This is a genomic window from Pseudomonas sp. G11-1 (assembly GCF_024031555.1).
Taxonomy (GTDB): domain Bacteria; phylum Pseudomonadota; class Gammaproteobacteria; order Pseudomonadales; family Pseudomonadaceae; genus Halopseudomonas; species Halopseudomonas bauzanensis.
Genome location: NZ_QEYQ01000001.1, coordinates 450,347 through 464,880, shown reverse-complemented (window position 1 = coordinate 464,880; position 14,534 = coordinate 450,347). Strand labels below are relative to the sequence as shown.

Sequence of the window (14,534 nt, the reverse complement as noted above, 5' to 3'; positions counted from 1 at the left end):
ATCCTCTCATCGCCTGGAAAACCCTCCAAACCCAGTGTTCGTGCGGCATTGCGGGCAGACCTGAGCCGCGATACTGCTGTCTGGCATGCCCCTTGCTCTAGTTCCTGCATAACTTGGTTTGAGCGAAGAGGGAAGGCTTATGAGCGGGGATGTCATTTCAACCCGGCGGGAAACGCTGGTGGTTATTGGCAACGGCATGGTGGGCCACCATTGCGTCGAGCAATTGATCGCGCTGGGCGCCTTGTCTCATTACGAAGTCCATATCTTTGGTGAAGAGCGCCAGCGGGCCTATGACCGGGTGCATCTGTCCGAGTACTTCGGCGGGCGCGATGCCGAGTCGCTGGCAATGGGGGAGCAAGCGCTCTACCAGCAGCCGGGTGTACATCTGCACCTTGGTACGCCGGTGTTGGAGATCGACCGTGATCATCGGCAAGTAGTCACGGCCAGCGGCCGCACTGCTTACGACCAACTCGTGCTGGCGACCGGCTCCTTTCCCTTCGTGCCACCGATCCAGGGCGCCGAAGGTACTTCAAGGCTGGTCTACCGGACCCTGGATGATCTGGATGCCATTCGGCAGGCGGCTGATGGCGCCCGTCGCGGAGTGGTGGTCGGTGGTGGTCTGCTCGGACTAGAGGCGGCGAACGCGCTGCGATCCCTGGGGCTGGAGGCCCATGTAGTGGAGTTCGCGCCGCGGTTGATGCCGGTGCAGCTGGACGCTGAAGGCGGCGCCGCGCTGCGGGCGCGGATCGAGGCGTTGGGCGTGGCGGTGCATCTGTCCCGCGCCACCAGCGCGATCATCCGGGGTGACGAGTACCGCTGGCGGATGAACTTCGCCGATGGCGAGTATCTGGAAACCGATCTGGTGGTGTTCTCCGCGGGCATTCGGCCGCAGGATGCGCTGGCACGCAGCGCGGGACTGAACATGGCGGAACGGGGCGGCGTGGTGGTGGACAATCACTGTCGCACCAGCGACCCGGCCATCCATGCCATCGGCGAGTGCGCCAGCTGGAATGGGCAGGTATTCGGCCTGGTCGCGCCGGGCTACCAGATGGCCCGGCTGGTGGCGGCGCGATTGCTTGGCCAGACCTGCGAGCCGTTCACCGGGGCGGATATGTCGACCAAGCTCAAGCTGCTCGGCGTGGATGTTGGCTCTATCGGTGATGCCCAGGGCGCTACCCCCGGATCGCGCAGTTACCGTTTTATCGACGAGGCCACCGCCGCCTATCGTCGGCTGGTGGTTTCTGCGGATGGCCAGCATGTGCTCGGTGCGGTACTGGTCGGTGATAACAGTTACTACGATACCCTGCTGCAATATGCGCAGAACGGTATCAAGCTGCCGCAGGAGCCGGCCAGTCTGATCCTGCCGCAATCCGGCGGCAGCCCGGCGCTGGGCGTCGATGCGCTGCCGGCGGCGGCCACCATCTGCTCCTGCCACAACGTCAGCAAGGGCACGGTGTGCTGCCAGGTCGACGCTGGCGTCACCGACCTCGGCGAGCTGAAAGCCAATACCAAGGCCGGCACCGGCTGCGGCGGCTGCAGCGCGCTGCTCAAACAGGTCTTCGAGCATGAGTTGAGCGCGCGGGGCGTGGTGGTCGATCGCAGCCTGTGCGAGCACTTCGCCCATACCCGCCAGGAACTCTACGACATCATCCGCGTAGAGGGTATTACCCGTTTCGAACAGGTGCTGGCCCGGCATGGCAAGGGCGAACTCGGCTGCGACATCTGCAAGCCCGCAGTGGGCTCGATCCTCGCCTCCTGCTGGAACGAGCCGGTCATGAACCCGGCGCTGGTGCCCCTGCAGGACACCAATGACACCTTCATGGCCAACATGCAGAAGAACGGTACCTATTCGGTGGTGCCGCGCATCGCCGGTGGCGAAATCACCCCGGAAAAGTTGATCGTGCTGGGTGAGGTGGCGCGCAAGTACGATCTCTATACCAAGATCACCGGCGGCCAGCGCATCGACCTGTTTGGCGCCCAGTTGCATGACCTGCCGGATATCTGGGGCGAGCTGATCGCGGCCGGCTTCGAGACCGGCCATGCCTACGGCAAGTCCCTGCGCACGGTGAAGTCCTGTGTCGGCAGCACCTGGTGCCGCTACGGCGTGCAGGACAGCGTCGGCATGGCCCTGCAGCTGGAACACCGCTACAAGGGCCTGCGCGCACCGCACAAGATCAAGTTCGGCGTGTCCGGTTGCACCCGCGAATGCGCCGAGGCGCAGAGCAAGGATATCGGGGTGATCGCCACCGACAAGGGCTGGAATCTATACGTGGCAGGCAACGGCGGCATGCGACCGCGCCATGCCGAGCTGTTCGCCACCGATCTGGATGACCAGACCCTGGTGCGCTACATCGACCGTTTCCTGATGTTCTACATCCGCACCGCCGACCGGCTGCAGCGCACCTCGACCTGGCGCGAGAGCCTGGAGGGCGGACTGGATTACCTGAAGGAAGTGGTCATCGAGGACAGTCTGGGGCTGGCCACTGAGCTGGAAACCCAGATGCAACTGGTGGTGGACCGCTATGAATGCGAGTGGGCCAACGCCATCAACGACCCGGAAAAGCTCAAGCGCTTCCGCACCTTCGTCAACGACGGGCGCGGCGATCCGGATATCCACTTCGTCAAGGAGCGCGGCCAGCGCCGTCCGGCGCGCGCCACCGAGCTGACACTCATCCCGGTTACCGAGGAGGCACTCTGATGACCCAGGCACATGCTCTTACCATTGACTCGAAACCCCCGACAGCCAACTGGCATTCGCTGTGTTATCGGCAGGACCTGGTGCCCAACTCGGGCGTGGTCGCCTGGTTCGCTGGCGCGCAGATTGCGCTCTTCCATTTGCCCGAGGCGGAGGGTGGCGAGCGGGTGTACGCCCTGCATAACCGCGATCCACAGTCGGCGGCCAACGTTATCGGGCGGGGCATGATCGGTCATATCCAGGGTGTCGCCGTGGTGGCGTCACCGCTCTATAAACAGCATTTCCGACTGGAGGATGGGCTCTGCCTGGAGCAGCCGGAGGTGGCGTTGCAGGCTTGGCCAGTGCGGCTGAATGGTGACCGGGTCGAGATTTTTCCACTGGCAATCACCGTGCCATGAGCATTCGCTGCTCAAACATTCGCCGCTCTGTAGGTGCCTATTGTGGGAGCGGTCTTGACCGCGAATGGTCTGGCAGAAAACCTCGCGGCCAAGGCCGCTCCCACAAGGTTTGCTCTTCGCTCATCTTTGCTATGCCCGCCGCAGGCGGGACGACATCTCTTACATAAGGAATACCACCATGTCCTATCTAGTCCCTGCCGAATTCGTCACCAAGATGGTCGATGCCGGCGAGTCCAAGCTGTTCATGTCCACCCGCGATACGCTGATCCGCGCCTTCATGGCCGGGGCAATCCTGGCGCTGGCGGCGGTGTTTGCCATTACCGTGACCATCCAGACCGGCTCGCCGCTGCTGGGCGCGGCTTTCTTTCCGGTCGGCTTTATCATGTTGTATTTGATGGGCTTTGATCTGCTGACCGGGGTGTTCATGCTGACCCCGCTGGCGCTGCTGGATCGCCGCCCAGGTGTTACCCCGGCTGGTATCCTGCGCCACTGGGGCTGGGTGTTTCTCGGCAACTTTGCCGGTGCGCTGACCGTGGCAGTGATGATGGCCTTTGTCTTCACCTATGGCTTCTCCGTGGATGCCGGCGAAGTGGGCGCGAGGATATCGCATATCGGTGAGAGCCGTACCCTGGGCTACGCCGAATACGGTGCGGCCGGCTGGGCGACGATCTTCCTGCGCGGCATGCTGTGCAACTGGATGGTCTCGCTGGGTGTGGTCGGTGCGATGATCTCTACCACGGTCAGTGGCAAGGCCATCGCCATGTGGATGCCGGTGATGCTGTTCTTCTACATGGGTTTCGAGCATTCGGTGGTGAACATGTTCCTGTTCCCCTTCGGCATGATCATGGGCGGCGACTTCTCGGTAATGGACTACATGATCTGGAACGAGATTCCTACTGCGCTGGGTAACTTGGTGGGCGGCCTGGCCTTCACCGGTTTGACCCTGTACACCACGCATGTCAGGACCGCACCCAAGCGCGCTCAACTGCGCCAACCTGTTGATGCTTGATCGGACCCGAGCACAGCAGGGGCTGCAGATCGCCCTCGGTCAGGCTTCTGATCGAGGGCGCAAGACGGTCAATCAGGACTTTCACGGTGCCTGCATACCAGCGGAGCCGCAGCTGGGTTTGAAGGGGATCGCGCTGGCGCTGGCCGATGGCATCAGTTCCAGCAGCGTCAGTCATATTGCCAGCCAGACTGCCGTGACTGGCTTTCTGGCGGACTACTACTCGACCCCGGACGCCTGGTCAGTACGCCAGTCGGCTCAGCGGGTACTGACTGCGACCAGTTCCTGGCTGTATTCCCAGACCCGCCAGAGCGAACACCGCTACGACAATGAGCGCGGCTATGTCTGTACTTTCAGTGCGCTGATCATCAAATCGACCACGGCCTACCTGTTCCATGTCGGCGACTCGCGCATCTATCGCTTGCGCGGTGCAGAGCTTGAGCAACTGACCCGCGATCACCGTCTGCGGGTCGCCGCCGATACCAGCTATCTGGCGCGTGCGCTGGGCATCAGTCAGCATCTGGAGATTGATCACAAGACCCTGGCGGTGGAGCAGGGCGATGTGTTTATGTTGGCGACCGATGGCTTGTACGAGTTCATTGATCCGGCCACCCTGACCAGGGTGATCGAGGCGCACGGGGATGATCTGGACAGCGCCGCGCGCTCCCTGCTCGACCACGCCCTGACCCAGGGCAGTGACGACAATCTCACGGTGCAACTCTTGCGTATGGACGCGCTGCCGGCCCGCACGGCGCTGGAGTTCAGCCAGCACCTGACGGAGCTGCCGCCGGCACCGCTGTTGGAAAGCCGTGCGCAGTTCGAAGGCTTCACCATCGAGCGGGAGCTGCATGCCAGCAACCGCAGCCATGTATATCTGGCCACGGACAATGCGTCCGCTGAGCGGGTGGTCTTGAAGGTGCCCTCGATTGATCTGCGCGAGGATAAGGCGTATCTGGAGCGGCTGATGCTGGAAGAGTGGGTGGCTCGGCGCATTCATGATCCCCACGTGCTCAAAGCCGCAGCCCAGACCCGCTCGCGGGGTTATCTGTATACCGTCAGCCAGTATCTTGAGGGCCAGACACTGCGCCAATGGATGCTGGATCATCCGCGGCCGGACCTGCAGACAGTGCGCAATATTATCGAGCAGATAGCCAGAGGACTCAGGGCGTTTCACCGGCTGGATATGCTGCACCAGGATCTGCGCCCGCAGAACATCATGATTGATGCTGTCGGTACCGTGACCATCATTGATTTCGGCTCGGTCAGCGTGGCGGGGCTGGATGAAATGCAGCCTGACAGCACGGCATTGATTCTGGGCACGCGCCAGTACACGGCGCCTGAATACTTTCTCGGCTATCCGGGGACTGCCCAGTCGGACCTGTTTTCCCTGGGGGTGATTGCCTATCAGCTGTTGAGCGGGCAGTTGCCCTACGGCACCGAGGTGGCGCAGGCGACCAGCCGAGCTGCGCAGTTGCGACTGAAATACCGCCCTATCAGCCGTTATCGTCAGGATCTGCCGCCGTGGCTGGATGAGGTGTTGAAAGGCGCTGTGCAGGCCGATCCGAATAAGCGTTACGCGGCGCTGTCCGAGTTTACCTTCGCCTTGTGCCAGCCGGATGTCAGGCTGTTGAGCAGGCAAACGCCGCCCTTGCTGGAGCGCAATCCGGTGGTCTTCTGGCAGGGGGTATCGCTGGTATTGGCGGTGCTGTTGGTACTGCTGATGCTGCGGGGCGGAGGAGGGTAAAAAGATCCAGCCGGGGCTGGATCTTTTCATTACGCAGGTTGGATCAGTTGCCGACTTTCAACTGACCACCACGACCCAGTCCGCCCTGGACTTCCTGAGCCTTGTAGTTGCGCAGTGATACAACCATGTTGTTGTAGGCATCCATGAATGCCGCAACGGTGGCCTTGCCTTCGGGGGTACGGGAGAAGCCGCCCATGCCGCCAGCCGCACCACCGGTCAACGCGCCGAATGCTGCGCCGAAGTTGGTGGCAGTCGCGTTGCCTTCGGAGATCGACAGCTGCACACCGGAGCGGATGTCGAACATGGTCATGGTGACCACCGACTGCTTGCTCTGCAGTGAACCGGCAACCGCACCGGCGAAGCCGCTCATCAGGCCGCCCATGCCTGCTGCCAGGCCACCGACCGACTCGTTACCGATGATGATCGCCGGCTCGAGGTAGTAATCGGCTGCAACACGCTGGCCAGCGTGCTGATTGGAGCCAGCACGGAACTCGCCGGAGTTGCGCTGCTTGTTGGTGATGTCGCTCAGACGGCTTTCGGTGCGGTTGTTACCGATGGAGGTGATGACGAAGCAGTTGGACTGCTGAACGGCCAGCCGGATCAGCGGCTCGATGGTGGTCACCTGAGTAGCCTGGCCAAAGCTGGCGAACCAGTCCTTGCCGCGACCGTCGTCTACCGCGATAGTGCCCAGCGGCGCGTCGCAGCGCTCCAGGGAGCTATTGGCATTGACGCTGCTGGCACCGCCGGCGGCACCGGTCGCTGCGGTGGCGTTGTTACCGGTACTGATCATGCCGCCAGGGGTAACACAGCCGGAAATGGCCAGCGCGGATGCCAGCGTGATGAGTGGCAGAGTTTTTTTAAACATTATCGACTTCTCATAATGGACAGATTACGTGCTGACGATCAGTTACCTGCTTATCAGCGCAGATACCAGGACCGGTCTTGCCAGTACCAGTAGTAGGGAGCGGAGCTGTACCAACGACCCCAGTATTTGCGCTCTGCCTCACGTACGCGATAGTCCTCGCGTGCCACCTGTTTGGCTGCTTGCGCTTCCGCTAATAGATCTTGTGCTTCACTGCTGCCCTGGGCCGCTGCGCGGCTCAACCAGGCCTCGGCTTCGGCAGGATCGGCACCCATTTCCTCGTGTCCGCCCAGATAGAGCCGGCCCAGCGCCAGCTGTGCAGCGTCCAGTCCCTGGTCACCGGCAGTACGCAGCCATTGCAGGCCCTGATAACTGTCGCGATGCACACCATCACCCCGGAGCAGACGCAGGCCCAGGTCATAGGCTGCCTTGGGGTCCTGTTCGGCCAGTTGCTTCAGTGCCTGCAGACGTTGTTCCGCAGCCGCATCAACGGGTTCGCCCTTGAAGGTAACGGTGCTGGCAGGCTGGTGGGCGCACTGGCCGTCCTGGCATACATGCACGGTCTCCTTGCGCTTCAACTGCGACTCTGCTGATTGGCTGGCGCAGCCCGCTAGTGCGATGGTTGCCAAGGTGATGGTCAGGAACGTGCTGCGCATGTGTGGCGCCCTTAATAACAAGGAGTTGATTAATTGTTTTTTAAGCGAAGCATAAAATATTTCTTTTTTATGAAAAAAGGAATTACTGGCCTTTTGACTACATGGTCATGTTTCTTGGAAATCAAACCGCCAGCAAGATGACAGTGATCTCGCTGTGCCATTTTTTCTTCGCCAAACCGTAATCTGACTGTCGTTCGAATTTCATCTGTGGCTCCCATTCTCTAGCGATCATAAATAAAGCCTGCAGAGGGAAGATCGGATGTCTGAGGAAATTCGTAACAAGGCCATCATCGTTGATAACGGCAATGGCGATGAGCCGCAGATGGACTATTCTGGCAACAGACACTTCGCCAGCGTGCTCGAAGCCCGCCTGGCCCGTCGTACCGTGTTGAAAAGCACCGCCGGCGCTGCCGCGCTGGGCTTCATGAGCCTGGGGCTGGCCGGTTGCCTGGATAGCGACAGCGATAATGATGATCGCGCTCCGGGTGCGGGTGACGGCGGTGAAGCCGGTCCGCTGCTGGGGTTCACTGCGGTGTCGACCAGCGAGTCGGACGATATCGTTGTTCCTAAAGGCTACAGCTTTCAGGTGATTCTGCCTTGGGGCACGCCGATTCTGGGTGACATGCCGGCCTTTGCCATCGACAACACGGGCGCCGAGCAAGGCATGCAGATGGGCTCGCACCATGACGGCATGCACTTCTTCCCGATCGAAGGCGAAGAGCCGTTCGAAGGCAGCTCCGATGAAGGCCTGCTGGTGATGAACCATGAATACGTCGAGCCGCGTTTCATGCACGCCAACCACATCGGTGAGGCCCTGAACAGCGGCGCCATCATCATGCGCGACGACGGCACCCGTGACCGCGATCAGGCGCTCAAGGAACTGAACGCCCACGGTGTTTCGGTGGTGCATGTACAGAAGCGCAGCGATAACCGCTGGGAGCATGTACAGAGCGACTACAACCGTCGGGTCACCGGTCTGACCCCGATGGAGATGCACGGCCCGGTGCGCGGCAGCAATCTGGTGAAAACCAAGTACAGCCCCGATGGCCATGCTACCCGTGGCACGCTGAACAACTGCGCCATGGGGGTGACGCCGTGGAATACCTATATGGCCGCCGAGGAGAACTGGGCTGGCTATTTCGGTAACCGCGACGAGAATCTGCCGCGTGAGCATCAGCGTTACGGTATCCGCGCCAGTGACAGCCGCTACCGCTGGGCTCTGGCCAATGGCGGCGGTGAGGAATTCACCCGCTTCGACGCCACCAGCACCGGCGCGTCTGCTGCGGAGGACTACCGCAATGAGCCGAACTGCTTCGGCTGGATGGTGGAAATCGATCCCTTCGATCCGCAAAGCATCCCCAAAAAGCGCACCAGCCTCGGCCGCTTCGGCCATGAGGGTGTGGTCTTCGGCCCGGCCGTGGACGGTGAGCCGGTGGTCTGCTATTCCGGTGACGACTCGACCAATGAGTTCATCTACAAGTTTGTCAGTGAGCAGCCGTTCCAGAAAGGCGTTACTGATGGCTCCATTCTGGATACCGGTACGCTGTATGTCGGTCGTTTCAATGACGACGGTAGCGGTGATTGGCTGCCCCTGGTGCACGGCCAGAACGGCCTGACTGCACCTGAGTTTGCCGATCAGGCCGATGTACTGGTCAATACCCGCCTGGCAGCCGGCATCGTCGGTGGTACGCCGATGGACCGGCCGGAGTGGGGCGCTGTCGATCCGAATAATGGCGATGTGTACTTCACGCTGACCAACAACAGTGGCCGCAGCGAGGCGGATAAAGCCAACCCGCGGACCCAGAACCGCCATGGACATATCATTCGCTGGGCGGAAAGTGGGGGTAACCATGCCTCGACCACCTTCGAGTGGGATATTTTCCTGTTCGGTGGTGATTCCGGCCAGAGCGGCGAAGCCAACCTGGTAGGCAAAGGCCCCGATGGTGAGACGCTGACCGCCGACAACCTGCTCAGTTCGCCGGACGGTCTGTGGATCGACAAGGACAGCCGCGTGTGGATTCAGACCGATATCGGTGAAGGCAGTCAGAACAACGGTGTGTTCGAAGTCTTCGGTAATAACGCTATGCTCTGCGCTGATCCGACAACAGGTGAAATGCGCCGCTTCCTGACCGGCCCCATCGGCCAGGAAATCACTGGTGTGATCACTACCCCGGACCAGAAGACCATGTTCATCAACGTGCAGCATCCGGGTGCCACCACCACGCCAGATGAATGGGCCGCAGGCCAGCGTTACGTGCGCAGCACCTGGCCGGACCGTAACCCGGTCAGAACGCCACCCCGTTCAGCCACCGTGGTCATCTGGAAGGATGATGGCGGTGTGATCGGCAGTTGATCCAGGCATTACCTTCAGAATGGCTGCGGCGCAGTTAGGCCGCAGTCATCCCTGAATCCCCTCCCAGGTATTCTGCTTCATCCTCTTGCCACCCGGTCGGTACGTTTTAGCATGATGACCGTGGCGGCGGCATGAGACATCTATCCCATTTTGTTTCACCCAAACAGGTTATTGAGCACGGTCTTGCCGGGCCGGTAGCGTGCTGGGGCTCTGCTATGCAAAACAAGGGGGTTGCCGGTGTGTGGCAAATTCGTGACAATCATGCGACTGAAAGCGCATTTCAGGGATATAACAATAAAACTGCAAAGAAAGATCGGTAGCCTTTGGCGGCTGATCGTGTGGCCCTTCGGCCACTGGCTTTGCCTGGAGAATGCATGCCACTGGTAGCCCGCTTCACACTGGATTCTGTGGTCAGGTTTTCAACCTTCGTGTTGGTGGCTATCACTGCTGTTTTGCTGGGACGTTTGACCTGGGCCGTGCTGGAGCCCGCAAGCATCCTGCCGGCAGCCGACGCCCCAATGACCATGAACTTGCCTGCAGAAACCGCGCCTGTTCGCGGCGGTTTCGCTGAACTTGCCAGCCTGTCGGTATTTGGTACCGCCGCCGTCAAGGCTGGTAGCCGTGCGCTGAACGCACCGGATACCTCTCTTAGCTGGTCGCTCAAAGGGGTGCTGTCCGACCCCGATCCGAGCCGCAGCGCGGCCATTCTTCTGCCCCGCGGTCAATCTGAGAAACTGTATCGCGTGGGTGCCAGCCTGCCAGGGGACGTGACCCTGCAGGAAGTGCTGGCCGATCGCGTTATCCTCAATCGCGGCGGCCGTCTGGAAACCCTGCGACTGAAACGCCATGACACTGCCGGCTCCACTGCCGGCAGTCGCCGGGCGCCGGCGCTGCCCTCGACCCCATCCGCTGCGCTCGCTGCCGATGGCGGCGAGCCGCGTATCGACCGGAATGCCTGGATCGACAATCCCCAACGCTTCCTTGATGTGATCAGCGCCAACCCGGTGATGCAAGACGGTGCGCTGTACGGCCTGGAGGTCAGCCCGGCACGCAATGCCCGCGAATTCGAAGCAGCGGGGCTGGTTGCCGGTGATGTCATCACCGAGGTCAACGGCAGCCCGGTATCCGACATCAGCGATTACCGTGATCTGCTGCAGGAACTTGCCGACGCCAGTTCGGTATCAGTGTCTCTGGAACGTAACGGAGAACCGATGAACATAACGATTAGCATGGACTGAGACCAGGATGCCTATGTTGTTTGCGAAAAGCCGTTACACCTTGCCGCTGGCCTTGAGCCTGAGTCTGCTGAGCGGTGCCATCATGGCTCAGGCGCCGGTGGAGCGGGGAGACGGTGACGAGCTGGTACTGAACCTGAGGGATGCCGATATCAATGGCTTGATCGAGATCGTCAGTCAGGAAACCGGGATCAACTTCATTGTCGACCCGCGGGTGCGCGGCCAGGTCAATGTAGTCTCCGGCCAGGCAATCAAGCGCGACGAACTTTATGATCTGTTTCTGGGGGTGCTGAAATCCTACGGCTTCGCTGCAGTCTCCGGGGCTGAGGGCACAGTGCGTATTGTCCCCGAGGTACAGGCCAAGGAGAACGAGGTGGGCACCCTGGAACGCAACAGCCGGGGGGATGAATTCATTACCCATGTGATCAGCGTACGGCACCTCGATGCCAGCCAACTGGTGCGTATCCTGCGGCCGCTGGTGCCCAAGGGTGGGCACCTGGCGGCGGCCGCTGAATCCAACTCGCTGGTGATTGCCGATACCGCGGCCAACGTACGGCGGATTGAAGCGTTGATCCAACGGATCGATCAGGAATCCATGGAGGAATTCGAGGTGATTGCGCTGGAGCACGCCTCGGCGTTGGACCTGGTGCGTATCACCGAAGGCCTGCAAGCCTCATCACCGGAGGAAAATGCCTCCAAGCGGGTGCGCATGATTGCCGACGAGCGCACCAATACCGTGGTGCTGCTGGGCGATCCGCAGAGGCGTCTGGCCTATCGCGCGATGATCCGCCAGTTGGACGTGGCTGGGGATGTGGGCAATACCCAGGTACATTATCTGCGCTACGCCAAGGCCGAGGATGTTGCCGAAGTGCTGAGAGGGATCGCTGAAGGCCGCGATGTGGAAAACGGCGCAGTGGGTAGCAGCAGTTCATCGAGCAGCGGCACATCATCCGGCTCCTATGGGTATGGCAATCAGAGCAGCCGGGTGCGCATCCAGGCGCACGATAGCACCAACTCGGTGGTCATCTACGGGCCGGCCGAGCTGACCCGGGAGATGTCGCAGATCATTCGCCAGCTGGATATCCGCCGGGCCCAGGTTCTGGTTGAAGCGGTGATTGCCGAGGTGTCCTACGACCGCGCCAAGGAACTGGGTGTGCAGTGGGGCTTCGCCAATGAGGGTGCGGGTGTGGGCGTGATCAACTTTGCCCGCGGCGGCGGCGGTATTCTCAATCTGGCGGCTGGTATCAATGGCTTCCTGGAGGGCGATGTCACCACGCCGCCGTCGCTGTCTGATGGCGCTACCCTGGGCGGAGTGGGCACCATCGGCAGCACCCAGATCGGGCTGCTGATCAATGCCCTGCAGGGCGACAGTTCAAGCAACATTCTGTCTACCCCGAGCTTGCTGACGCTGGATAACGAGGAGGCGGAAATCGTGGTCGGTCAGAACGTGCCCTTCATTGTCGGTCGCTCGGTGGAAAACTCCGGTCAGGCCTTCGATACCATCCAGCGTGAGGACGTGGGTATCAAGCTGCGGATTCGTCCGCAGATCAACGAGGGTAACGCGGTGCGCCTGGAAATCGCCCAGGAAGTGTCGCAGATTGCTCCCGGCGCCAGCGGTGCGGCGGACCTGATCACCAACAAGCGCAGCCTCAATACTCACGTCATGGTCGATGATAACCAGCTCATCGTGCTGGGTGGTCTGATCGATGACCAGATGGTAGAAACCCGTGACAAGGTGCCACTGCTCGGTGATATACCAGGTCTTGGCCGGCTGTTCCGCTACGATACGGCCAACGTGGAAAAGCGTAATCTGATGGTCTTCCTGCGGCCGGTGATCGTGCGCGACACCGCGGTGGCAGAAAGCCTGACCCATGCGAAGTACAGCTACATCCGCGATCAGCAATTGAAAGAGCAGGGCCGCAATGACAGTCTGTTGCCGCGTAGCGACATGTCGGTACTGCCGGACTGGAACTACCTGCTGACCCTGCCGCCGCCCTTTGAGAACGCCAGCTCGGACAACCTGGCGGTGAAAGCGCCCATTCCCGCACCACCGGGGGCAAGATGACGGTGCCGGTGAGCGACGCTGATATCAGCGCGGTGCTGCCCGAGGTGGCGCTGCAGGCCGAGACCGATTACCGGTTCGCCCGGCGATTCGGCGTGCTGCCCGGCCAACTGCGCGAAAACCAGTTGGATGTGTTCGTTCGTGCCGACTGCGACCCGCAGGCGCTGCTGGAACTGCGCCGGCTGGCTGGGCACCCGTTGCGCCCCATCGTGCTGGATGATGATGCCTTTGCCGCTCGCCTGCGAGACCGCTATGAGCGTTCGGCCAACGATGCCATGCAGTTTGTCGAGGGCCTGGGCGAAGACGCTGACCTGATGTCCGTGGCCCAGTCCCTGGCCGAGCCGGAAGACTTGCTCGAATCCCAGGACGAGGCCCCGATCATCCGCCTGATCAATGCGCTGTTGTCCGAAGCGGTCAAGGAGAACGCCTCGGATATTCATATCGAGCCCTTCGAGAATCGCCTGTCGATCCGCTTGCGGGTCGACGGTGTGCTGCGTGAGGTATTGGAGCCGCCCCGGGCGCTGGCGCCGGTTATCGTCTCGCGGATCAAGGTCATGGCCAAGCTGGATATCGCCGAAAAACGCCTGCCCCAGGATGGCCGCATCGGCCTGCGACTGGTCGGCCGGGCGGTGGACGTGCGGGTGTCGACACTGCCGTCCGGGCATGGCGAGCGGGTGGTGCTGCGTCTGCTGGACAAGCAGGCCGGGCGGCTCGAACTGCGACATCTGGGCATGTGCGATGAGCATTATCAGTCCATGGAGCGGGTTATCAGCCGGCCCCACGGCATCGTGTTGGTGACCGGGCCGACCGGTTCGGGTAAGACCACCACGCTGTATTCGGCGTTGATGCGCCTGAACGACCGCAGCCGCAATATCCTCACCGTGGAAGATCCCATTGAGTACTACCTTGACGGTATCGGCCAGACCCAGATCAACACCAAGGTCGACATGACTTTCGCCCGGGGCCTGCGCGCTATCCTCCGTCAGGACCCGGATGTGGTCATGGTCGGCGAAATCCGCGACGTGGAAACCGTACAGATCGCCATCCAGGCCAGTCTCACCGGTCACCTGGTATTCTCGACGCTGCACACCAATACCGCCGTGGGTGCGATTACGCGCTTGCGGGACATGGGCATCGAACCTTTCCTGTTGTCGTCCACCCTCAACGGGGTGCTGGCCCAGCGACTGGTGCGGACCCTCTGTCCGGACTGCCGCAAACCGCATACGGCCACGCCCAGCGAGTGTCGACTGCTGGGCGTGGAGCCGGCCGCCGCGCCCACTCTGTATAGTCCGGTGGGCTGTTCGCAGTGTAACGGTGGGGGCTATCGCGGGCGGACCGGTATCTACGAACTGATCGAAATCGACGATACCCTGCGTGGTCTGATCCACGACGGTGCCAGTGAACACGCCATGGTGCGGCATGCGCGACTGGCCCAGATGGGCATTCGGCAGGATGGTTTGCGCCGGGTACTGGCCGGCGATACCACGCTGGAAGAAGTACTGCGCGTCACCCGGGAGGACTGA

The 14,534-nt window shown here is 61.4% G+C and carries 10 protein-coding genes; 8 read left to right on the top strand and 2 right to left on the bottom strand.

Features of this window, described 5'->3' with window-relative positions; all coding sequences use genetic code 11:
• The first annotated feature begins 139 nt into the window (after positions 1 to 139).
• The 4 genes from nirB (at position 140) to DHB74_RS02135 (ending at position 5,843) form a co-directional block, all read left to right on the top strand.
• The gene (gene nirB, locus DHB74_RS02150; protein ID WP_499160672.1) at positions 140 to 2,698 is read left to right on the top strand and encodes a nitrite reductase large subunit NirB; all 2,559 of its coding nucleotides are present in this window, start codon (positions 140 to 142) and stop codon (positions 2,696 to 2,698) included.
• Positions 2,698 to 3,093 carry a nitrite reductase small subunit NirD gene (gene nirD / locus DHB74_RS02145; protein WP_499160671.1) on the top strand — a complete coding sequence of 132 codons (396 nt, stop codon included), beginning with the start codon at positions 2,698 to 2,700 and terminating at the stop codon, positions 3,091 to 3,093. Before nirB ends, nirD begins: the two co-directional genes overlap by 1 nt.
• Before the next feature lie 178 nt (positions 3,094 to 3,271).
• Complete coding sequence (locus tag DHB74_RS02140; protein ID WP_499160670.1) at positions 3,272 to 4,102, top strand: formate/nitrite transporter family protein; 831 nt, start codon at positions 3,272 to 3,274, stop codon at positions 4,100 to 4,102.
• The gene (locus DHB74_RS02135; protein ID WP_499161017.1) at positions 4,095 to 5,843 is read left to right on the top strand and encodes a bifunctional protein-serine/threonine kinase/phosphatase; all 1,749 of its coding nucleotides are present in this window, start codon (positions 4,095 to 4,097) and stop codon (positions 5,841 to 5,843) included. Before DHB74_RS02140 ends, DHB74_RS02135 begins: the two co-directional genes overlap by 8 nt.
• A 43-nt stretch (positions 5,844 to 5,886) precedes the next feature.
• Here DHB74_RS02135 and DHB74_RS02130 read toward each other — a convergent pair whose 3' ends face one another.
• The gene (locus DHB74_RS02130) at positions 5,887 to 6,708 is read right to left on the bottom strand and encodes a hypothetical protein (protein WP_499160669.1); all 822 of its coding nucleotides are present in this window, start codon (positions 6,706 to 6,708) and stop codon (positions 5,887 to 5,889) included.
• Between the two features lie 53 nt (positions 6,709 to 6,761).
• Positions 6,762 to 7,361, bottom strand: coding sequence for a tetratricopeptide repeat protein (locus DHB74_RS02125; RefSeq protein WP_499160668.1), 600 nt, complete (start codon positions 7,359 to 7,361; stop codon positions 6,762 to 6,764).
• Positions 7,362 to 7,620: 259 nt separating this feature from the next.
• Here DHB74_RS02125 and DHB74_RS02120 point away from each other — a divergent pair, with 259 nt between their 5' ends.
• From DHB74_RS02120 to gspE, 4 genes are all read left to right on the top strand, one after another.
• Positions 7,621 to 9,714: a PhoX family protein gene (locus DHB74_RS02120; RefSeq protein WP_499160667.1), complete on the top strand. Its 2,094-nt coding sequence runs from the start codon at positions 7,621 to 7,623 to the stop codon at positions 9,712 to 9,714.
• 374 nt (positions 9,715 to 10,088) lie between these two features.
• Positions 10,089 to 10,952, top strand: a complete 864-nt coding sequence (gene gspC / locus DHB74_RS02115; RefSeq protein ID WP_051610707.1) for a type II secretion system protein GspC — start codon at positions 10,089 to 10,091, stop codon at positions 10,950 to 10,952.
• A 13-nt stretch (positions 10,953 to 10,965) separates the two neighbouring features.
• On the top strand, positions 10,966 to 13,014 hold the full coding sequence (gspD, locus tag DHB74_RS02110; RefSeq protein WP_280164510.1) for a type II secretion system secretin GspD: 2,049 nt from the start codon (positions 10,966 to 10,968) through the stop codon (positions 13,012 to 13,014).
• Positions 13,015 to 13,022: 8 nt separating this feature from the next.
• A complete protein-coding gene (gene gspE, locus DHB74_RS02105) occupies positions 13,023 to 14,534 on the top strand; it encodes a type II secretion system ATPase GspE (RefSeq protein WP_051610906.1) in 1,512 nt (503 codons plus the stop codon).